The sequence below is a fragment of the Marinobacter sp. BSs20148 genome, assembly GCF_000283275.1.
In the GTDB taxonomy this organism is placed as follows: Bacteria; Pseudomonadota; Gammaproteobacteria; order Pseudomonadales; family Oleiphilaceae; genus Marinobacter; species Marinobacter psychrophilus.
The window spans coordinates 2,172,563-2,194,127 of the sequence record NC_018268.1; the positions used below are offsets into that span (position 1 = coordinate 2,172,563).

The window sequence follows — 21,565 nt, forward strand, 5'->3', positions numbered from 1 at the left end:
ATCTACTATGTCTTCGCAAATAATACTTCCACGCATTCTGCAGGTTGGCGCCGGCGCCAGCGAAGAATTACCCAATGTGATTGCCAGCCTTAACTGCAGCCGGCCGCTGATTATTACCGACAAGATGATGGTCGAGCTGGGCTATGCAGAGTCGCTCAAGGCGTGCCTGTTGCAGCGTTCGATCAGTGCAGATGTGTTTAGCGATACCGTCCCGGAACCTACAGTGGGCTCTATTCAAGCCGGCGTTGAGCAGGTTCGCAACGGCGATTACGATTGCATTGTCGCCCTGGGCGGTGGCAGTCCGATTGACAGCGCCAAAGCGATTTCGATATTAGCCCGCTTCGGTGGGGTAATGAGCGATTACAAATTTCCGCGAATCGTCAATGAAAGCGGTATTCCAGTAATTGCGGTGCCAACCACCGCCGGTACAGGTTCGGAAGCCACCCGTTTTACCATCATCACGGATGAAACCAGTGATGAAAAAATGCTCTGTGTGGGCATTGGCTTTATGCCGGTTGCGGCGCTGGTGGACTACAACCTGACTCTGACCGTACCTGCCCGAACCACCGCCGATACCGGCATAGACGCTCTGACTCACGCGATGGAGTCTTACGTCAGTCAGAAAGCGAATCTGTACAGCGACTCCCAGGCGTTGGCCGCCATGCGCTTGCTGGGACCCAATCTGCGTACCAGCTATAAAGACGGCACCAACAAACCGGCCCGTGAGGCCATGATGCTGGGCTCAACCCTGGCGGGCATCGCATTTTCGGCTGCATCCGTGGCGTTGGTGCATGGCATGAGCCGCCCTATCGGCGCTGCGTTTCATGTGCCGCACGGTTTATCGAACGCAATGCTGTTACCAACCATTACAGAGTTTTCCATACCCTCAGCGCCCGAACGCTACGCAGACTGCGCTCGAGCCATGGGCGTTGCTGACGAGACCGACACCACCGACAGCGCTAATCAGAAACTGCTCAAAGAACTCTATGCACTCAATGAAGAGCTTCAGGTACCCACCCCTGGCGGCTTTGGAATTGATCGCGCCAAATTCTTTGAGTTAATACCGACAATGGCTCAACAGGCCTTGGCGTCGGGATCCCCCGGCAACAATCCGCGAGTGCCAACGGCACAGCAGATCGCCGTGCTTTACGAGAATCTCTGGTAGGCCAGCAACATGCCGTTGACTGGAGCCCCGCTTTAGCGGGTTTCCAGTACGTCAAAGCTCAAACCGGCACGTCTGGTTAAACGCTCCAGCAGTGGCTGGCCTAGCAAGGATGCCGGGGTCCAGAAACCACCGTCCTGATTTTTTGGAACATCAAATGCCAGGCACGTTGCTGCTTCGCCGATCATGCGGCTGGTGGCGCCGTAACCCGGGTCACGATCGCCTTTAACTTGGGTAATGATCGTACGCCCGTCATCTGTTTTCCCCACGAATCGCATGTCAAAAAACCCGGTCTGCTGGGCCTCCGGGCTTGGGCCTTCTCCTGGCTGTGGCACAAATTTTTCAATAGCCCAGCGCGTTGGTTTCACCGCAGAACCCATGAAAAACCCTGCCAATGCTGCGGTTATGCCATAAGCAGCCAACCGGCCCTTCACACCGCGGCCGGTCATAACGGCTTCGTCGTAAGTGAATTCCTGGCCGTAGCGGGTATCTTGCAGAGCGTTGGAGCGGTGAATAACGCGAGTGTTGATGGCGCCCATCACAAACGGTGCCAGCCAGCTGTTCAGGGTTTTATCAAACCCCGGGCCTTTGAGCGAAGGCTGGCGAGTTTTTGAACGATGGCCAGCGGGGCTGATGGAGAACGGGTTCGCCATAGAGCGTCGCAGTTCGGGATCGGCGGCCATTTCCTTGGCAATGTTGATCATTGACGCGACTGTGCCGCCGGAGAGCGTTCCCTTGGCCGCTTTCAAGCGCATACGCACATCCTGGCACACCCTGCCAAAAGCGCTCTCTGCCTGTTGCTGAAGGAACCAGACGCCCATGTCTGAAGGTATAGAGTCGAAACCACAGCAATGAACGATGCGTGCACCGGATTCTTTCGCCGCCGCTTCATAGCGCGACACCATTTTGCCGATCCATTGTACTTCGCCGGTAAGGTCACAGTAGTCAGTGCCGGTTTCGACGCAGGCTTTGATCAGTGGTTCGCCATAAAGCGCATAAGGGCCGACCGTAGAAATAATAACCCGGGTGCGCATGCACAATGCTTGCAGCGCTGGTTCGTCGGTGGCATCGGCGACCAGTAACGGCAAATCGGCAGCGCCTGACCCCAGCTGGTTTCTGAGTGTTTCAAGCTTTGACTGTGAGCGGCCGGCTATGGCCCATGAAACATCACCACCCACGCCATGGGTATCGTATAAATACTGACTCAGAATCTGACCGACAAAACTGGTTGCGCCGAACACCAACAGATCGTAAGGGGGCTGTTTACTTGCACTCATCACTTTTCCTACCTGCGTTTATAAACGTAACTTCATAAAAAAAAGGCACCAAATAAGGTGCCTTTTTCAATAGAAACAATACTTTATTACGCTTTCTTAAGTTCTTCTTCAAGTTTCGGTATTGCTTCAAAAAGATCTGCAACCAGGCCGTAGTCGGCTACCTGGAAGATAGGTGCTTCTTCGTCCTTGTTGATCGCAACAATCACTTTAGAGTCAGACATACCCGCCAGATGCTGAATAGCACCCGAGATACCAACGGCAATGTACAGCTGTGGCGCAACGATTTTTCCGGTTTGCCCTACCTGCATATCGTTGGGCACGAAGCCGGCGTCAACAGCGGCTCGAGATGCTCCGACAGCGGCACCCATCAAGTCGGCGATCTGCTCCAGCATTTTGAAGTTTTCGCCGTTCTGCATACCGCGGCCACCAGAGACGACAATCCCGGCGCTAGCAAGATCAGGGCGGTCCGATTTCGCTTTTTGCTCACTGACAAACGTGGACAAACCTGCATCTTTTACCACGTCCAGCTGTTCCACCGATGCGGAGCCACCTTCTGCTGCTACCGGGTCAAAGCCGGTTGGGCGCACGGTGATCACCTTAACGCTATCGCTGGATTTTATAGTAGCGATGGCGTTACCCGCATAAATCGGGCGAACAAAGGTGTCTGGGGCTTCAACTCGAATGATGTCAGAAATCTGGGCCACATCCAGCAATGCCGCTACGCGGGGCATGGTGTCTTTGCCCGTGCTGCCGGCAGCTGCCAGGATGTGGGTGTAACCCTCGGCCAGCTCAACAATCAACTGGCTCAGGTTTTCACCCAAAAAATGGCCATAAACCGCGTTATCAGCAACCATCACCTTATTAACACCGTCAGCTTTTGCTGCGGCTTCCGCAATGGCGCCCACGTTTTCACCAGCGACCAACACATCGATGTTGCCACCGATAACCTTGGCGGCTGCAATAACACTCAGGGTCGCCTGCTTCAGGCTGCTGTTGTCATGTTCAGCAATTACAAGGATGCTCATCAGATCACCTTCGCTTCGTTCTTCAATTTGTTAACCAGCTCTGCCACGTCTGCCACTTTGATACCTGCCTGGCGTGAAGCCGGGGCTTCCACGTTGACAGTTGTCAGGCGCGGGGTGACATCAACACCCAGATCGGCCGGGCTAATGGACTCTAGAGGCTTCTTTTTTGCTTTCATAATGTTAGGCAACGACGCGTAACGCGGTTCGTTCAAACGCAAGTCCGTGGTAACAACCGCGGGCAACGTCAGTGAAACGGTCATCATGCCGCCATCTACTTCACGAGTTACGTTTACTTTGTCATCGTCGATCACAACTTCAGACGCGAATGTGCCTAGGCTCATACCTGCCAACGCGGCCAACATCTGGCCAGTCTGGTTGTTGTCTGAGTCGATGGCCTGCTTGCCCAGAATGATCAGATTGGGTTGCTCTTTATCAGCCACAGCTTTTAGCAGCTTGGCAACCTGCAAAGATTGAATCTCTGCGTCTGTTTCAATGTGGATGCCACGGTCCGCGCCCAATGCCAGAGCGGTGCGAATCTGCTCCTGACAGGCCTTGGGACCAATAGAAACCACCACAATCTCGTTCACAACGCCCTTTTCTTTCAACCGAACCGCTTCTTCAACAGCGATTTCGCAGAATGGGTTCATTGCCATTTTGACGTTAGCGAGATCAACGCCGGTGTTGTCCGGCTTTACACGCACTTTTACGTTGTAGTCAACTACTCGTTTTACAGCAACCAGAACCTTCATAGATTCCTCGTTCTTCTACGATGTGTTTAAAGACGTATCAGCAAATTCAATGGAAGTATTTGCTGCAGGAGTGCGTCGATTCTGCCGATAAAGCGAAAGCGGGTCAATACAAATGGCGCCGTTTAGGTCATGCCGACACAGCCGTAGCAGCTTGAGAACAGGGAGAAAATCCCCACAAATCAATTAAAACAAACGTTTGTTTAACGTACCAGAAAGACGCAATAAGAGTTACCATAGATACAACGCAAGCTTAACTTTAGCAGCACGCAGTCGTCTGCAGGGTTTTTTACACGTATAATACCGCACAGATTTTGAAGAGCCCGGTTCAGTCGTGACTGTCCAACATTTAAAAAATATGGTTGAGGAGACTAACGTGGAACGCGAATCGATGGAGTTTGATGTCCTGATCGTCGGTGGTGGTCCTGCTGGCCTTTCGGCGGCCTGCCGCCTAATGCAACTCGCCCAGGATGCAAGCCAGGAATTAACGGTTTGCGTGGTGGAAAAAGGCTCCGAAATCGGCGCCCATATCTTGGCCGGTACCGTTTTTGAGCCAACCGCTTTAAACGAGCTGTTTCCAAATTGGAAGGAGCTGGGCGCACCGTTGAATACTCCGGTCACCCGTGATGATATTTTCCTGCTGAAAGACCAGGAAAAGGCCACAAAGATACCCAATGCTTTTGTGCCAAAGAACATGCACAACCACGGCAACTACATTATCAGCCTGGGTAATTTCTGCCGCTGGCTGGGTGAGCGTGCCGAAGAGCTCGGTGTTGAGGTCTATCCCGGTTTCGCGGCTTCGGAAACAATTATTGAAGACGGCCAGGTGAAAGGCATTATTACCGGTGATATGGGCGTCGCCCGTGATGGCAGCCATAAAGACAGTTACATGCCCGGAATGGAGCTGCGCGCTAAATATACCTTGTTCACAGAAGGTAGCCGCGGCCACTTGGGCAAACGGTTGATCAACGAATTCAAGCTAGACGCTGGCAAGGATCCCCAGCATTACGGTCTTGGCATTAAAGAGCTGTGGGACATAGATCCAGCCAAACACGAACCGGGCCTGGTCGTGCACACCACGGGGTGGCCATTGAGTGAAAGTAACTCTACTGGCGGTTCCTTCCTGTATCACCTTGAGGGTGGCCAGGTGTATGTGGGCCTGATTACCGATTTGAACTACAGCAATCCGCACCTGAGCCCGTTTGATGAAATGCAGCGGATCAAACACCATCCGGAAATCAAAAAGCATCTGGAAGGCGGCAAGCGCGTGTCTTACGGCGCCCGGTCCATCACCAAGGGCGGCTTTAATTGCCTTCCCAAAATGAGTTTTCCAGGAGGCCTGCTACTGGGCTGTAACGCCGGAACCCTGACCTTCTCCAAGATTAAGGGCTCTCACACGGCCATGAAATCTGGAATGATAGGCGCAGAAGCGGTATTTGAAGCGCTGAATGCAGGTAAAAACGGCGAGGAAATCACCAGCTTTGAAGACCGTTTCAAAGACAGCTGGCTCTATAAAGAGCTCTACAAAGACCGTAACTTCGGCCCCAGTATTCACAAATTTGGCCCGATTATAGGCGGTGGTCTGGCGTATCTGGAGCAGAACATTTTGGGCCGCAGCCTGCCTTTCACGTTGCACGACATTGTGGCCGATCACAATACGATGAAACTGGCTGCTGACTGCAAGTCGATCAGCTATCCGAAACCAGACAATCAACTGACCTTCGACAAGTTGACGTCGGTGTTTATCTCTAACACCAACCATGAAGAAGATCAGCCGGTTCACTTGCAACTGAAAGATCCAAGCATCCCGATAGAGCACAACTTGCCGAAGTACAACGAAGCGGCTCAGCGGTATTGTCCTGCGGGCGTGTATGAGGTGGTTGCAGCGGAAGATGGCAGCGGCAAACGCTTCCAGATTAACGCGCAGAACTGCGTACACTGCAAAACTTGCGACATTAAAGACCCGTCCCAAAATATTACCTGGGTAACGCCAGCAGGCGGCGGCGGTCCAAACTACCCGAACATGTAATAGTATCAGGCAAAAAAAAGGCTCCCTCGGGAGCCTTTTTTACGCACAGTTCACAATGGATCAGTGAACGTGACCGTGTTCCTGTTCTTCGTCTGTTGCGTCGCGAACTTCAACAACTTCAACATCAAAGTGCAGGGTCTCGCCAGCCAAGGGATGGTTGGCATCAATAGTGACGGTTTCGTCACCTACTTCAATTACGCGTACCACCTGAGGGCCGTTCGGCGTCTCTGCCTGGAACTGCATACCCGGTTCGATGGACTCTACGCCTTCGAATGCGCTGAGAGGAACCGGCTGAACCAGCTCGTCGTTCTTTTCGCCATAGGCTTCAGGAGGAGCCACTGTCACTTTCATGGCGTCACCAACGGCTTTTTCATTCAGTGCACTTTCCAGCCCACCGATGATGTTCTGTGCGCCTTCCAGGTAAGACAGCGGCTCCCGACCTTCTACGCGGGAGGAATCCAGTTCTTCTCCCTGGTCATTGGTGAGAGTGTAGTGGATGGATACAACGCGGGGTTGTGCCATGTGATCTCCTTGCTTGTCTTAAATGACTGTATTGAATTCATGTGTACCCAGCTTAACAACGACTAAACCGCGATACTCGTCATTTTTTGGGGCGCAGGTAGAGTTTTCAACCGTTGCCTGTCAATTTAAAGAAATTTCCTTCGCTGAACACACCAACCGCGGTTTCTCCATCCACTATACGCTCAACAGCCAAATCCGCCAATTCGTAGTAAGCCGCCGTCACCAGTCGTGCGTGCACGCCATGGCGCACCTTTATCAACGGTCGGGGCTCACCGGTTTCCCGGTAAGTCTCGATTTTCAGCGGGTGGTCGGCGCCAATACTGAGGATTTCTCCCACATTGGTGGTTAGCGTTAACGTTTGTTGTTCGCCCTGCCCGCTCACCGTTAACGAATGAGCCAACAGCGGTGTGTCGTCCACTTGAATGCGCCATTTCTCGACCGGTGAAATCAGGTAATACTCGCCGTCGTCTTCTAGCCGTAATATGCTGGAAAACAGCTTCACCAGCGCCTCGCGCCCTATAAGATTCCCTTTAAACCACCATTGACAGCTGCGATCTATGCGCATTTCCATATCGCCGGAGAGCGGCGGGTGCCAGTCTTGAAGTGGCGGTAAACCTTTGGCAGGAACAGACTTTGCGAGCGGCTCCAGATCTATCGACTGTTGGCTCATAGACACCTCCCTTGAGGGGTCGCTGCGGTGAAGGTCAGGGGAAAAACAGGTTTTCAGGTCAGCGCAGCCGGGGCCAACAGTGGCCATATCCAGCAGCACGGCCTGGGCTGTCATGAACGCTGCGCCACGCCTGTCGCCTTCTGTCAACAGGCTGGTGAGCACGCCTACCAATGGCATGTGCGATACCAACAATAACGGTGAAGCCGTATTGGCCAGTAAGGCGCCCAGGCAATGAGCAGGATCGTCGTCTGGCGTAATGAACAGCTTTTCTTCAACCGGACAATTCAATATTTCAGCCACTATCGCAGCAGTTTGCCGGGCACGAACCAGGGGGCTACACCATATAAGCTCAGGGCGGCTATCACTTTCCGCTAGCTGGGCGGCCACTCGAGCAACTTGTTGCCTGCCCGCGTTGGTAAGCTCGCGCTGATCATCCTGTGAGTGCCGGCCTGCTTCGCCGTGGCGCATGATAAGAAGCTTCATCAATAACCTCTAAACGCATGATTAACATTAAAAACGTCGATATTAGATCGCTATTAGGCCGCTATTAAACAATGGTGCGCGGCAGGATAAACTCCACATCGGAGTTCTGCGCGGCCGTCATCAAGCCGCTGATAACAGCCTTTACAGACGCATTGCCATATAGAATTTCGTGTAAGCCGTGCACCAGCGGCATTTGAATACCCATGGCCTCGGATTTTTCACGCACCAGTTTCAGAGTGTAAATGCCCTCTGCAACCTGCCCCAACTCCGCCGCGGCTTCATCAAGCGGCTTGCCTTTGCCAATGGCGTAACCAGTACGGAAATTCCGGCTTTTGGCCGATGTACAGGTAACAATCAAATCACCAACGCCGGCCAGCCCCAGGAAGGTCATAGGATTGGCCCCCAAACTGACCGCAAAGCGACTCATTTCTGCCATGCCGCGTGTAATCAGCATAGCTTTGGCGTTTTCACCCATCTCCAGAGCCGAGCCTAGCCCGGCGACGATGGCATAAATATTTTTCAACGCACCCGCCAGCTCCACACCGTACATGTCCACGTTGGCGTAAACCCGAAAATACTCACAGCCCAGCAGATTTTGAACGCAGGCGCGCACTTCTGGGTTTTCTGACGCTATGACGGTGGCGGTCAGATCACGATTTACAATCTCCGCTGCCAAATTGGGGCCGCTGAGCACACCAATTCGGCATTGAGGAATTTCATCCTGCAGTATTTCGCTCATTAGCTTGAAACCCTGGGCTTCAATACCTTTGGTCAGGCTAACAACTATCTGGCCATCGCGAAAACAACCGGCGTGCTGGTGAATAACGTCACGGAAGGCTTTTGATGGAATGGCAACAAAGACAATTTCAGCGCTGGCAACTGCGCCGGGAAAATCTGTAGTGGGCTCTATATCACCGGCCAGCGCAATGCCGGGCATGTAGCGCTCATTTTGACCGGTTTCGCGGATGCTGTCGGCTTGAGCTTGGTCACGCATCCAAAAATGTACCCTATGGCCATTTTCAGCCAGCACCTTGACCATGGCTGTACCAAAACTGCCACCGCCGAGCACCGCTACGTCATGGCAGACTGGCAGACTGGAAGAGTTGCCCTGCGCGGGCGCTGCTGTGTTTTCGGACATAGGTTTTTTCACTTTGCAGGAATGATCATTCCGTTTTTCGCTCAGCCGGTTTCTTGGCATTCCAGGGCGTGAACCAGATTTTTAAACTCTTCCCGATTGTGACTGTTCATGCTCATCAGTATTTTATGGGCTTCCAGTACTTTGTCACGAACCTGTTGTTCACTCGCCTTCAACTCCGGTATTTCTTCCAGGCGCTCCATGCTCGAGACCGGCTCGCTGACAATAATAAAAATACTGTCGAAGCCCATCGAAACGATGATGCGTGTGATATCCGGGTGGGTGGAAATCAGGCTGGGCGTGCATCCGCTCTGTTTTTTGGCGGCCAATGCTATTTTTGCCAAAAGTCCGAGGGTTGTGCTGTCGATTACTTCCGTTTCAGACAAGTCGATGACCACGGTTCTGAAATTGGGATCCTGAGTAATGGATTCAACCAGGTTGTCCAGCGTCGAGCACAGATTTAGGCGTATTTCACCAACAAACCTTAAGACATAAATGCCCTTTTCTTCCGCTTGCAGAATTTTATAACCAGCCATTTTCCATACTGCCACTGTTTAGGACGACGGGTTTGCTGAATCACGCAACATGTCAGTGACCGATACCATAGCGATATCGTCAGGTAATTCCGTCGTCTCATCGAGATTCAAAGCCTCGCTCAAAGAGGCGATAGTGTGACGACCTCCCGATACGAGTTCAAGTAGTGTTCGTTCCTTTTCATCCAGGCTTTTAGCCGGTATGACCTCCAGGATACCGTCTGAAAACATTAGCAACCGGAACGGCGCCGTCAACGCCAGCTCAAATACTTTCCATTCCGGCTCTTCAAACAGCCCGACGGGGAGCCCACTACCTTCCAAAAATCTTGCCGGCTGATCTTCAAACGCGATAATAGGCATTGGGAGATGAGCACCTACCGTGTAGCTCAAAACCCGTGTTTTCAAGTCAATGATGCCCATGAAAATAGTGACGTGTTTGCCTAAGCCGGTATCCAATAGTTCTGAGTTTATACGTTGTAAGAAGAGCTCAGGGTGCATGATTTCATCATTAAATCCGCGCCTTAAGTCACGCCGCAGCCTGCTGGTCAGATTCTTCAGTAATACTGTAACAAACGCAGAGCTGGCACCGTGGCCAGACACATCTGCGATGTACACCATAACTTTGTCATCGGTTAACTTGAAATAGTCCAGAAAATCGCCGCTCAGAAACAATGATGGTTTAATCAGATGATCAATAACCACGCCGTTCACTTCCATGTTGTGTTCTGGCAGCATTTTCATCTGCACTTTACGGCCGGCCCGGTGATCCGCGCTGAGCTCGGACATACCCGATCGCAGCTCGCGGTTGGCATCTTCCAGCTCTTGACGGTATAGCTGATTCAAGCGATTGATCCGTGCTCGCTCAAGCAGCTTTGCAATCACATCGTCCAGAGCGTTACGGTCTGAATTGCAGGGTTTTAGCAGGAAATCTGAGGCACCGGCCCGCATGACCGCAACAACATCAGCACCTGTGGCCTGTTCAGCACAGGCCACAATAGGTATAAAATATTCGCTGTCTTCAAAGTGGTTTGCCACTTCCCGAATGGCGTCTGGCGGTAAATCTGCAAATATGATGTCGGGTACTGGCCCATCGTAAAGCGCAATGGCCGCTGACGGATTTGAATAACCCAACGCGTAAAAGCCACGAACCTCCAGATAACGGGACAGTTCAGCACGTGCACTTGCGTCGGAATCAATGATCAGAATGCGCTGAGTACGCGAAACCATGGCAGCTGCCCTAAACGACTGACGAGAAGCGGAAAACAGAGGATACAAAGCTTATTCTGACATTCCTCTGTGATATAACAATCCCTATAAAACCGATACGAGACCAGTACGAAATTATTACGAAGCCAAGAGTATCATCAATTTTAGGGAAAGCCGATTATGAGGCGCGCCGTAAACGACTTGCTCGGAGCCTACGACAAACTGATTATGGATCCGGTTCACGGGGCCATTCCCCTGTACCGCCATGAAATACAGGTGATAGACCACCCGCTGTTCCAGCGCCTGCGCAATATCTGCCAGAACGACATTCTCAGCCTGGTGTTTCCCGGCGCCACCCACTCACGATTTTTACACAGCATTGGCGTGATGCACGTGGGCACACGCATGTTCCGTGCGATGATCGACGCCTATTTGCGCGAACGCCAACTCAGTGAACAAACCGACCTAACCCTGAGCCAACTTGACGCTATCGACTATCTAGCCAAGACCATTCGCTTGGGCTGCCTGCTTCACGACAGCGGTCACTCCAGCTTTTCTCACCAGTTCACCCAAGCTCGGCACATTCGCGAACTGATGTCGCGGCCAGGAAGATTTGAGGATTTGTGGGCCGATGTCGACTTTCGCCAGTACCACCCGCAGCCACCGGAGGAACTGGAACACGAGCATTATTCCGTGCGCGTGGCGCACGATGTTCTGAGCACAATAGATTTGGCCGCCGCCGGGCTGAACGCGGTCGACGTTATTGGCATTATGGAAACCACAGAAGTAAAGCCAAGCCCTACTTTCTGCAAGCACGCAGTGACTTTTTGGGAATTTATCGCCGGGGCCGATGCTCACGGCGGTGCCATTGTGGAAAACGATATTCCGGGAATGGTCATGAACTTGCTGTCGTCTATCGTATCCGGCGAAATCGATGCTGACAGAGCCGATTACATGCTGCGAGATGGTTTTCACTCGTCTGTCACCATTGGCGGCTTTAATCTGGACCACCTGTTGAGCAACCTGCGCTTTGGCTGGAACCCCCATGAGCCGTGGCTGGGACTGGCCATCACCCAGAAAGGCTTGGGCGCGCTGGAGGATTTCGTTTACAGCCGTTATCAGATGTATCGCAAGGTATATGCCCACAAAACAGCGCTGGGTTTTGACTGGCTGCTGCGCGAGGCCATCAACGAAGTATTGGATGATGAAGAAAGTTTTCACTGGATTGATACATGTCTGAGCAATATGCAGTGGTTTGCGGAGCTAACGGACAACTTCTTTTGGGAAGCGTTTCGCAAAGTGGCGCGACGCCAGCCAGAAAGCTTTTCATTCTGCATCGTGAACCGGGTAAAACTGCAACATCTGGATACCCGGGAAGATTTGAACCCAGACGCCATCGCCCAACACAGCCACTGGCTGGCCGGGCAGCTGGCGCTAAACCCGGCCAATGTGGTGACCTGTTCGATGTATACACGTTTTTCCAATATTCAGGATAATTTCAACGGCATAAAGGTGCTTATGCGCAACCCCGTCAACCGACACAGGTCGCTGCAGAAAATCACCGACGTCAGCGCTTTTTTCAGTAAGTTTGGCGACGGCATCATCACCCATTTTTACACACGGCCGTTTACGCCTGCTCCGATCCACCGATAGCATCCACTAGGCCTACGGCGCTGTTGTAGGCGCCTTCTATGCGCCCACCTGCCAGCCAATCGCCGGCCAGCCCCAATTGCTCGCTGGCAAACCAGAGGTGGCCAGGCTGAGGTTCGCCACCGGCATCCGAACGGGCGTAAAGCCAGCGGTGGGTTAAGGTTTCAAGCGCCGGTTCGGCGTTACCGCTTAGTTCGGCAAAAGCCGCTATTAAAGCGTCTACTACTTGCTGGGGATCATCATCTACGTGGGCATTTGTCCATTCGGGAGTTGCATGCAGCACCCACCAATGGCCCGCAGCAGGTTCATCAGATGCGTTCTCGCGACCCGGCTTGCTGGTGTTGTCCGCTACCCAGAACAGGGGTGAATTGGCGACTCGGGCACCCTGGAAGCGCGGCCAGGGGTTAGTGCTGAACTTCACTGCTACCGCCCAACACGGTAAAATCTGTGCCACCGCCGTGTTCAGTTCGATGGCAAGTTGCGCCGCGCTGCTGTCTTCCAGCAGCGCACGAGCCTGGGCCGGCGGTGCGGTAATAATAACTTGGTCAAATGCGCCCAGATTCTGGCCATCAGCGTCCTGCAGATGCCATTTTTTTACCTGTGAGTCACGGTGTAGCCTTGCTACCCGGGTCTGCGCCTGAACATTCAAGCCTGCAGACAAGCCTCGGGTAATGGCGGTCATTCTGGGTGCACCGACGTAACGTTGCTCGGCGGGAAATTCTGACCAGTCGCCGTTATCCTGCTGATAGCCAAGCAGCCCGTGCCAGGGAACAACGGTTTGCTCGCCGGCATGCCGACGTAGAAACGGCAGAAAATCCGGATTCCGCGTTGTAAAGTACTGGCCGCCCATGTCCACTGACGTCCCGGCTACCCGTTTTGTAGACATCCGGCCACCGGGGCCGCGGCTTTTCTCGAAAAGAGTCACATCGTGCCCTTGAGCCTTGAGCAAAACGCCTGCGGTCAAGCCCGCCACGCCTGAACCAACAATGGCAACAGAGCGTATAGTGTCGTTAATAGTGCTTACGGTTCCGTTAGAAGAGTTATTCTGGTCCATAGTGTTGCAATTTCCATCAGTAATTAAAGGCTTAAAGGGTATGACCCCAGCTCGACATTGGCTCTTAAATATCGTTCGATGGTTTGATTCCGACGCAGGCGCGGACAACCTCGACAGTGATTCACGGGCGTTCAACCTAGTCCGCGTTATACCATTTATTGCCCTGCATCTGTCATGTCTGCTGGTATATTTTACCGGCACCAGCACCTTTGCGGTGATGTTCGCACTGGCATTTTTCTGGCTCCGAATGTTTGCAATTACCGGATTTTATCACCGCTATTTTGCCCACAAGACATTCAAGACAAGTAGGAAAACCCAATTTATTTTCGGAGTCTTGGGAGCTAGTTCGGCGCAGCGCGGGCCCCTTTGGTGGGCGGCACACCATCGCCATCACCACCAGCATTCAGACCAAGAGCAAGACTTGCACTCGCCCCAGCAGGGCGGTTTTTGGTGGGCACACGCGGGATGGTTCACGTGTGACGCTGGTTTTGCCATGAACGAACGTAAAGTACGCGATTGGTTAAAATTCCCCGAGTTGCGCTTTATTAATCGGTTCGACGCCCTGGTACCTGCCGTCGCGGCACTGATAATTTACGGCATAGGTGAAGGCTTGGCAGCTTGGGCGCCCGAGCTGGGAACGAATGGCTTTCAGTTATTAGTATGGGGCTTTTTCGTCTCAACTGTGGTGCTGTTTCACGCTACTGTGTCCATCAACTCGCTGTCGCATGTGTGGGGTAAGCGGCGTTTTGAAACCGGAGACGACAGCCGCAATAACTTCTGGCTGGCGTTGCTTACTTTGGGTGAGGGTTGGCATAACAACCACCATCGCTGGCCGCAGTCTGTACGCCAAGGTTTTCGTTGGTACGAAATCGACATTACCTGGTATGGCCTATGGTTACTGGCCCGATTGGGTATTATTTGGGATCTGAACCCAATTCCGAAAAGCGTTCAGGAAGAAACTCGCAAGTTAGATTCCATTAGGAGAATGCAGTCATGACCATCGCGTCGACAATCGAGGTGGGCTCACAATATGCGGCCACGCCTCACGTTGTTAATCGCTTTCGAGAGTTGTTTAACACATTGGACAAAGGCAACCTGAACAAGCTAGCCGGCGTTTATGCTGAGCACATACACTTCAAAGATCCTTTGAGCGAAGTTCGTGGCCTGGAAGAGCTGACTCGTTATTTTGCGAGCTCGTACCAGAACGTCATCGCCTCCCACTTTGTATTTGGTCAAGAAGTCGTTGACGAAGGCACCGTTACCCTTCCCTGGACTATGTATCTGCGCCACAAGCGCATCAATGGGGGCAGAGAAATTCAAGTAGAAGGCATCAGCCATTTACACATTGACTGTGGCAAAGTGAATTATCATCGTGATTACTTCGATGCCGGCCAGATGCTCTATGAAAATTTGCCACTGCTGGGCGGTATTATTCGCAAGATCAAGGAACACGCCGGATGAAAAACGTGCTTCAAAAAAGCAGCAATATCTGGCTTACAGGCGCAAGTTCCGGCATTGGCGAGGCACTAACTCGTGCGCTTGTGGCCGACGGTCATAAGCTGGTGCTGACCGGCCGTCGCCCGGAGCCCCTGCAAAGTCTGCAACAACTGGCTTCAGACCGAATCAGTGTGGCTGCCGCCGACACCACCAGTAGCGATGACCTGGCTACAATTGCGCCAGTTTTAGAAAGCCACGGCCCGCTAAACATGGCCATTTTGAACGCGGGCACCTGTGACTACGTCGACATTGCCAACTACAGCAGCGACGTTATTGGTAACAACATCATAACCAATGTGATGGGTACCGCCCGCAGCCTGGACATCGCATTGCCGGCGCTGCGACGGGCTCGCGCCAAAGGCGAACCGGCGACTCTGGTCATCGTCAGCTCGTCAGCCTGGTGGCTGCCGTTCACGCGGGCGGAAGGCTATGGTGCTTCTAAGGCGGCCCTCAGCTATTTGGGCCATTGCCTTCGAGCCGATTTGGCACCAGAGGGCATTGATGTCGTCGTGGTATCGCCTGGATTTGTGAAAACGCCCCTGACTGACGTCAATGACTTCCCCATGCCCTTTATTGTGACCGCCGAAGAAGCCGCGGAGCGCATTGTCAGCGGCTTGAAGAAAGGCCATCGTGATATTGCCTTCCCCAAACGGTTCACTTGGGCCATGAAGCTCTTGGGCGCAATGCCACAACCGGTTGTTGACCGAATGGCAGCCGCCATGGCGCGGCAATCAGCCGCTAACGCTTCCAAATAACCTGACATGATCTTGGCATAAGGCGACTATTTAATGAGTTTTGAACGTCAGCGAATTGCTGTCATTGGTGCCGGTGTGTCCGGCCTCACAGCAGCCTGGCTGCTGGCAGAGCACCACGATATCGAAATTTTCGAGGCAGCGGATTACGCCGGAGGTCACACCAATACCGAACAAGTCTCCTCGGGGGGTCGATTCTGGCCGGTAAACACCGGATTTATTGTCTACAACGACTGGACCTATCCGAACTTCATCAAGCTGATGGATCGATTAGGGGTAGCGTCAGAAGTCAGCGACATGAGTTTCAGTGTCGACAGTCGCCGCACGGGCCTGCAGTATAACGGCACGAGCCTGAACACTCTGTTTGCCCAGCGCCGCAATCTGTTAAACCCTCGATTCCTGAAAATGATTCGCGAAATTTTGCGTTTCAACAAGGAAACCCAGCAGCAGTTGGCCAATCAAAGCATCGACGACAGCGAAACCCTGAGTAGCTACCTGGACCGCAACGGCTACTCGGCATACTTCCGACAGTTCTACATCGTGCCTATGGGGTCAGCTATTTGGTCGGCGCCCGAGGTGGTACTTGAGCGGTTCCCGATACGCTTCTTTCTGCAATTTTTCAGCAATCACGGCATGTTGTCGGTTGATGACCGGCCAACCTGGAGGGTGATAACCGGCGGTTCTGCACAATACGTGGGCAAAATGATGGACCGCCTGGACGGCCGCCTACGGTTGAATAGCCCGGTGCAGCAAGTGAAACGTGACGCAGACGGCGTTACCGTGGTGCGCGCAGGCGAAGAGCAACGTTTTGACCAAGTTGTATTTGCCTGCCACAGCAACCAGGCGCTGGCCATGCTGGCGCAGCCTACCGACGCTGAACAACAGATCCTTGGCGCCATCGCGTACCAGAATAACGATGTGGTATTGCACACAGACGCCAGTGTGCTGCCATCAAATCGCCGGGCTTGGGCGGCATGGAACTATCTGATCCCCGCGAGCAGTCACGAGCCGGTGTCGGTAACCTACAACATGAATGTTCTGCAGAATTTCCACAGCGCGGAAGAAACGTTTTGCGTTACCTTGAATCGTAGCCACGACATAGCGCCCGACAAGATCATTAAAAAGTTTGAGTATGCTCATCCGGTGTTCACCCTGGAGGCTGTCGCGGCGCAAAAACGCTACGATGACATCGGTAACCAGAACCGCAGCCACTTCTGCGGTGCCTACTGGTTCAACGGCTTCCACGAAGACGGCGTAAACAGTGCGTTGCGGGTAACTCGCGCCTTTGGTGTGGAGCTCTAGCCATGCGCAGTGACCTGAATAGTCACTATCTGAATAGTCACTATATAAATAGTCACTACCTGGATAGTAACTATTTAAAAAGTACCTACCTGAAGAATAACTATGAGCAGTGATTGGCTGGAAGGCAGCATACGCCACCGGCGTCAACATCCGGTGCAACACGAATTCAGCTACCACACCGGTATGCTGGCGCTGGACGTCGACAACTGGCAGTTAGCCACCACAGTAAGCCCATTGTTTTCTGTGGAACGGTTTAACTGGCTGTCGTTATATCGGAAAGACTACTTTAGGCCAGACCACGGCCGTCTGGGTCTGGCGCTGCGGGACTATGTTTGTGAGGCGACAGGCTGGACCCCCGATGGCAAAATCGAGCTGATCACCCACCCGCGCTACGTTGGTCATGTGTTCAATCCGGTAAGCTTCTATTTCTGTTACGCCAAGGGTGATACCGCTGAAATCGGCGCGGTACCGCGGGTCATTATCGCGCAGATCACCAATACGCCCTGGCATGAACGCCACGCCTACTGCCTCGAAACCGTCGGCCATCCGCCTAACAAGGCCGGCTGGCGTAGCGAGCTGTTCGAGTTCGAAAAACGCTTCCACGTGTCACCGTTCAACGGCATGCATCAGAATTACCGCTGGACCTTCAGCTTTCGTGGACCGCAATTGCGCGTTCACATGAGCGTGATGGAAGAGAATGCCCGTCAATTTGATGCCACCCTAGTGGTCCAACGCAAGCCGCTCAGTCGTAAGATATTGCACGACAGTTTACGCCAGTTTCCGCTGGAAGCGCTTAAAGTCAGCGTCGGAATATATTGGCATGCGCTGAAACTAAAACTGAAAGGTGCACCTTTTTACACCCATCCGGACAAGTTGGATTCCAACGATCCGGCGTTCAGGCTGGGGCAAAAGGATTGCGGCTTGGATCTTGTGCCAGAGCAATCGAATGCACGATCCCAAGGGACAAGTGGAAAGGTAAGCTCATGGAGAATATGAATACGTCCTCAGCGGTTTCGGCGAAAATAACATCCGCTCTGCGGCCCTCTCCTATCGCTAGCCGAGTGGCGCGTTCGCTGGTAATGCAGCAGCTGATGCGCTTACAAAAAGGCACACTGGTTATTTATGAAGCCGGCGCCAGCGATGTCACCGTAGGGGATGGCAACAGTGCCTACCCCGCTGCCGAGTTGGTCATCCATAATCACAGTACGTGGCGCGACTTACTCACCGGCGGCAGTATTGGGGCGGCTGAAGCCTTCGTGGCCGGCGACTGGAGCTCCCCCAATCTGGTGTACCTGCTGCGTTTTTTCAGCCGCAATATTGATTTGATGAACAGGTTTGAAGACCGTTTCAGCTGGGTAACGAAGCCCACCCTGAAGGGATTGCACTGGCTTAATCGCAATACACCCGAAGGGTCGCGTAAAAATATCAGTGCCCATTACGATCTCGGCAATGATCTGTTCGAGCTGTTTTTAGACCCATCCTTGATGTATTCATCGGCTATCTATCAAACGCCGGAAAGTACTCTTGACGAAGCTTCGACCTATAAACTCGATGTTATCTGCCGCAAGCTGAAGCTCAAGCCTGGTGACCAAGTCCTTGAAATCGGGACTGGTTGGGGCGGTTTCGCTATCTACGCTGCCAAGCATTATGACTGCCACGTGACCACCACCACCATTTCGGCTGAACAATTGGCACTGGCAACACAGAGGGTTGAAGCGGAAGGCCTGCAAGACTGCATTACGTTGCTATTTGATGACTACCGCGACCTGAGCGGCCAGTACGACAAACTGGTGTCTATCGAAATGATTGAAGCCGTTGGCCCGCAGTTTCTGCCCAGTTATTTCGGCCAAATCAGCCAGTTGTTAAAACCTGACGGCCTTGCGCTGATACAGGCCATCAACATGCCGGAGCAGCGTTACCAGCGAGCCTTGAAGAACGTTGATTTCATTCAGCGCTATATCTTTCCCGGCAGCTTCATTCCCTCTTTTGGAGCCATGGTGGGTGCGGTGCGCGAGCAAACAGACCTGGTGCTTGCCCACGTTGAAGACTTGGGATTTCATTACGCCCGTACTCTTGATGACTGGTGTCAACGCTTTCAGGCTCAAAGCCAAAATCTTCACCAACGAGGCTATGACGACGCATTCCAGCGCCTTTGGCATTTCTATTTTGCGTATTGCGAAGCGGGGTTTAGTGAACGAGCTATCGGCGTAGCACAAATTGTTATGGCGAAACCCGGCAGCAAACACGCGCCCATACATAGCGTATGATTTCTTCAAAAACCTATCGCAACATCCTGAATTTCGTAATGTTCGAGCTTGGTTGGCTGGCCTGCGTTTTGCTCTCACAGGCCTGGGCGCTGATCATTGTGGCGATATTCTTGTTGGTGCATTTTGTTCTGGTCAGTCAGTACAAAATGGACGAACTGAAATTTATTGTTATAGGTACTCTGGCAGGTTCTTTACTGGATGGCATTTGGCTGCGCACCGGCATTCTTGCCGACACCAGTGGCGCTGCCATCACAACGCCGCTCTGGCTGGTTGCGCTTTGGGCAATCTTTATGACCTCACTTAACCATTCCCTGAAGTGGCTGGGCAGCAACCGGCTGCTGATGTTGCTGGTAGTGCCCATTGCAGGGCCTTTTGCCTACTGGTCCGCCAGTGCACTTGGAGCCGTTACCCTCCCCAATTTGCTGCCGTCTTTACTGGCATTAGCTGTGGGGTGGCTGGTGTTGTTTCCGGCTCTGCTGTCTCTGCGCGACTTTCTTTACCCAAGGCTTGCGCGATGAACGCCCGTAAAGCCAAGGCAAAACTTGGCTGGAGTGTGACTACTGCCCTTGCCGCAACGCTGGCCTGGGCACCTGCTATAGCCGACGCCGGCGCTGAGTTCCACTTTACCGGCAGCGCTCGCCCCTTGGACAGCGCAAACGCTGGCAGCGAGCTTTACCGCGAACAACATGTAATACAGGGAGTCTGCAGCGGCAATCAGTTCAAACCGCAGAGCCACAGGGTCGAATATTTTGACGCCAGTTCTGATGCCCCGTTCGCTTTCAAACAACTTCGCTATGACCGCGACAACCAGCCTAGCCTGCTGCGCCCTGGCGTGGAGTTCGTTCAACCCCGATTCAACGAGCGCCTGACGGTCGGCTATGATTCAGGGAGTGTTGCCATCGAATGGCAATCACCCGCCCAAGAATTTAAACAGTTTCGTTTGGACAGCAATAACAGCTTGGTGGTGGATTCCGGTTTTGACAATCTGGTCCGGCAAAACTGGCAAACCGTGGTTGAGGGCGGTTCTGTAAACTTCGAGTTTCTGGCGCCAACCCGCGGCAGCTATTATGGTTTTGTGCTGGAACCGGCCGATAGTAAGAGTGACAACGACCGCATTCGAGCCGATCATCTGATTCAGATTCGCCCAACCAGCCTGTTTCTACGATTAATAGTTGAACCTATTTTACTGGGCTATAACCAGCAAGGTGCCCTGACCCATTATTCCGGTCTGGCCAATATCCGTCTCAACCAGCAAGAAAATATTCAAGCGGATATCGTCTACAGCGTAACTGAGTATCCCCCCTGTCCGCTGCTGGCACCGTAGACCATTCGCAATGGCGACAACCAAGCCCCATTCCCTCACCCTTTCAATGTGTTAAACTTGGGATAAACTTGTGTCGGAGAACCGTCCCCCATGATGTTTGTATCATTCAACGTTAACAGCATTCGTATCCGCCTACATCAGCTTGCCGCTGTTATTGAGCAGCTGGAACCGGATTTTATTGGTTTGCAGGAAACAAAAGTCAGCGATGAAGATTTTCCGCTGGCAGACATTGAAGCGCTGGGTTACCACGTGCATTTCCACGGCCAAAAAACCCATCACGGCGTAGCGCTTATGTCAAAAATGGCGCCGGACAAGGTCTACAAAGGCTTTCCTGACGACCTGGACAACGCCCAGCGCCGACTGATTACCGCAGACTTTATTGTGAATGGTGAAACCCTGACCGTGATCAACGGCTATTTTCCCCAGGGCGAGAGTCGCGATCACCCGGTGAAGTTTCCAGCAAAGCAGAAGTTCTATGCGGATCTGATGAGCTATCTGGATGAGTTGAAGCTGCGCAACACCAAAGTGGTGGTGATGGGCGATGTAAACATTTCCCCGACTGACAAAGATATCGGCATTGGCGCGGATAACGCCAAGCGTTGGTTGCGTAGCGGTAAATGCAGTTTTCTGCCCGAGGAGCGCCAATGGCTGGGTGAGGTTGAAAGCCGTGGTTATACCGATGTATTTCGCCACCTTCACCCCAACGAGGCGGATACGTTCAGCTGGTTTGATTACCGCAGCAAAGGGTTCAATCGCGAGCCAAAACGCGGGCTGCGCATTGACTTGATAATGGCCAGTGACAACTTGCTGCCCCAAGCGAAAAGCGCCGGCGTCAGCTATGATGTTCGGGCTATGGATCGCCCTTCTGATCATGCTCCGGTATGGGCCAGATTCACGCTCTGATTCTTTCTTCGTCAACCAGGGAGGTGGT

21 protein-coding genes are annotated in these 21,565 nt (G+C 52.9%); 12 read left to right on the top strand and 9 right to left on the bottom strand.

The features are described from left to right. Nucleotides 1–7 precede the first annotated feature (7 nt). Nucleotides 8–1,165, top strand: coding sequence for an iron-containing alcohol dehydrogenase (locus tag MRBBS_RS09860; RefSeq protein WP_014871353.1), 1,158 nt, complete (start codon nt 8–10; stop codon nt 1,163–1,165). Between the two features lie 32 nt (nt 1,166–1,197). Here MRBBS_RS09860 and MRBBS_RS09865 read toward each other — a convergent pair whose 3' ends face one another. The 3 genes from MRBBS_RS09865 to MRBBS_RS09875 all read right to left on the bottom strand — a co-directional run bounded on the left by MRBBS_RS09865 (nt 1,198) and on the right by MRBBS_RS09875 (nt 4,213). Continuing rightward, complete coding sequence (locus tag MRBBS_RS09865) at nt 1,198–2,439, bottom strand: saccharopine dehydrogenase family protein (RefSeq protein WP_014871354.1); 1,242 nt, start codon at nt 2,437–2,439, stop codon at nt 1,198–1,200. A gap of 86 nt (nt 2,440–2,525) precedes the next feature. Beyond that, nucleotides 2,526–3,464 carry an electron transfer flavoprotein subunit alpha/FixB family protein gene (locus MRBBS_RS09870; protein ID WP_014871355.1) on the bottom strand — a complete coding sequence of 313 codons (939 nt, stop codon included), beginning with the start codon at nt 3,462–3,464 and terminating at the stop codon, nt 2,526–2,528. Beyond that, nucleotides 3,464–4,213: an electron transfer flavoprotein subunit beta/FixA family protein gene (locus MRBBS_RS09875; protein ID WP_014871356.1), complete on the bottom strand. Its 750-nt coding sequence runs from the start codon at nt 4,211–4,213 to the stop codon at nt 3,464–3,466. The genes MRBBS_RS09870 and MRBBS_RS09875 overlap by 1 nt, the downstream gene beginning before the upstream one ends. A gap of 373 nt (nt 4,214–4,586) precedes the next feature. Here MRBBS_RS09875 and MRBBS_RS09880 point away from each other — a divergent pair, with 373 nt between their 5' ends. Then, complete coding sequence (locus MRBBS_RS09880; RefSeq protein WP_014871357.1) at nt 4,587–6,239, top strand: electron transfer flavoprotein-ubiquinone oxidoreductase; 1,653 nt, start codon at nt 4,587–4,589, stop codon at nt 6,237–6,239. Nucleotides 6,240–6,299: 60 nt separating this feature from the next. Here the strand turns inward: MRBBS_RS09880 and MRBBS_RS09885 are convergent, their stop codons facing one another. From MRBBS_RS09885 to MRBBS_RS09905, 5 genes are all read right to left on the bottom strand, one after another. Continuing rightward, nucleotides 6,300–6,761 (bottom strand): FKBP-type peptidyl-prolyl cis-trans isomerase, encoded by a 462-nt coding sequence (locus tag MRBBS_RS09885; protein WP_014871358.1) that lies wholly within the window; start codon nt 6,759–6,761, stop codon nt 6,300–6,302. 106 nt (nt 6,762–6,867) lie between these two features. Further along, complete coding sequence (gene sixA / locus MRBBS_RS09890; RefSeq protein ID WP_014871359.1) at nt 6,868–7,914, bottom strand: phosphohistidine phosphatase SixA; 1,047 nt, start codon at nt 7,912–7,914, stop codon at nt 6,868–6,870. 64 nt (nt 7,915–7,978) lie between these two features. Beyond that, a complete protein-coding gene (locus MRBBS_RS09895; protein WP_041635236.1) occupies nt 7,979–9,052 on the bottom strand; it encodes an NAD(P)H-dependent glycerol-3-phosphate dehydrogenase in 1,074 nt (357 codons plus the stop codon). Nucleotides 9,053–9,093: 41 nt separating this feature from the next. Further along, nucleotides 9,094–9,585: an STAS domain-containing protein gene (locus tag MRBBS_RS09900; protein WP_014871361.1), complete on the bottom strand. Its 492-nt coding sequence runs from the start codon at nt 9,583–9,585 to the stop codon at nt 9,094–9,096. A gap of 18 nt (nt 9,586–9,603) precedes the next feature. Next, the gene (locus tag MRBBS_RS09905; protein WP_014871362.1) at nt 9,604–10,809 is read right to left on the bottom strand and encodes a PP2C family protein-serine/threonine phosphatase; all 1,206 of its coding nucleotides are present in this window, start codon (nt 10,807–10,809) and stop codon (nt 9,604–9,606) included. 159 nt (nt 10,810–10,968) lie between these two features. On the opposite strand from MRBBS_RS09905, the gene MRBBS_RS09910 reads away from it, so the two are divergent. Continuing rightward, nucleotides 10,969–12,441, top strand: a complete 1,473-nt coding sequence (locus tag MRBBS_RS09910) for an HD domain-containing protein (protein WP_014871363.1) — start codon at nt 10,969–10,971, stop codon at nt 12,439–12,441. On the opposite strand, the gene MRBBS_RS09915 is transcribed toward MRBBS_RS09910, so the two are convergent. Beyond that, complete coding sequence (locus MRBBS_RS09915; RefSeq protein ID WP_014871364.1) at nt 12,416–13,492, bottom strand: NAD(P)/FAD-dependent oxidoreductase; 1,077 nt, start codon at nt 13,490–13,492, stop codon at nt 12,416–12,418. The two genes, MRBBS_RS09910 and MRBBS_RS09915, sit on opposite strands and share 26 nt — an antisense overlap. 40 nt (nt 13,493–13,532) lie before the next feature. Here MRBBS_RS09915 and MRBBS_RS09920 point away from each other — a divergent pair, with 40 nt between their 5' ends. The 9 genes from MRBBS_RS09920 (at nt 13,533) to xthA (ending at nt 21,537) form a co-directional block, all read left to right on the top strand. Then, the gene (locus MRBBS_RS09920) at nt 13,533–14,489 is read left to right on the top strand and encodes an acyl-CoA desaturase (protein WP_014871365.1); all 957 of its coding nucleotides are present in this window, start codon (nt 13,533–13,535) and stop codon (nt 14,487–14,489) included. Then, nucleotides 14,486–14,953, top strand: coding sequence for a nuclear transport factor 2 family protein (locus MRBBS_RS09925; protein ID WP_014871366.1), 468 nt, complete (start codon nt 14,486–14,488; stop codon nt 14,951–14,953). The genes MRBBS_RS09920 and MRBBS_RS09925 overlap by 4 nt, the downstream gene beginning before the upstream one ends. Beyond that, on the top strand, nt 14,950–15,744 hold the full coding sequence (locus tag MRBBS_RS09930; protein ID WP_014871367.1) for an SDR family NAD(P)-dependent oxidoreductase: 795 nt from the start codon (nt 14,950–14,952) through the stop codon (nt 15,742–15,744). Before MRBBS_RS09925 ends, MRBBS_RS09930 begins: the two co-directional genes overlap by 4 nt. 33 nt (nt 15,745–15,777) lie before the next feature. Then, nucleotides 15,778–17,043, top strand: coding sequence for an NAD(P)/FAD-dependent oxidoreductase (locus tag MRBBS_RS09935; protein WP_014871368.1), 1,266 nt, complete (start codon nt 15,778–15,780; stop codon nt 17,041–17,043). Between the two features lie 102 nt (nt 17,044–17,145). Further along, nucleotides 17,146–18,039 carry a DUF1365 domain-containing protein gene (locus tag MRBBS_RS09940; protein WP_014871369.1) on the top strand — a complete coding sequence of 298 codons (894 nt, stop codon included), beginning with the start codon at nt 17,146–17,148 and terminating at the stop codon, nt 18,037–18,039. Next, complete coding sequence (locus MRBBS_RS09945) at nt 18,027–19,310, top strand: SAM-dependent methyltransferase (protein WP_041635237.1); 1,284 nt, start codon at nt 18,027–18,029, stop codon at nt 19,308–19,310. Before MRBBS_RS09940 ends, MRBBS_RS09945 begins: the two co-directional genes overlap by 13 nt. Continuing rightward, complete coding sequence (locus tag MRBBS_RS09950) at nt 19,307–19,828, top strand: DUF2878 domain-containing protein (RefSeq protein WP_014871371.1); 522 nt, start codon at nt 19,307–19,309, stop codon at nt 19,826–19,828. The genes MRBBS_RS09945 and MRBBS_RS09950 overlap by 4 nt, the downstream gene beginning before the upstream one ends. Next, on the top strand, nt 19,825–20,634 hold the full coding sequence (locus MRBBS_RS09955) for a hypothetical protein (RefSeq protein ID WP_014871372.1): 810 nt from the start codon (nt 19,825–19,827) through the stop codon (nt 20,632–20,634). The genes MRBBS_RS09950 and MRBBS_RS09955 overlap by 4 nt, the downstream gene beginning before the upstream one ends. Nucleotides 20,635–20,724: 90 nt before the next feature. Then, nucleotides 20,725–21,537, top strand: a complete 813-nt coding sequence (gene xthA, locus MRBBS_RS09960; protein WP_014871373.1) for an exodeoxyribonuclease III — start codon at nt 20,725–20,727, stop codon at nt 21,535–21,537. The last annotated feature ends 28 nt before the right edge of the window (nt 21,538–21,565 follow it).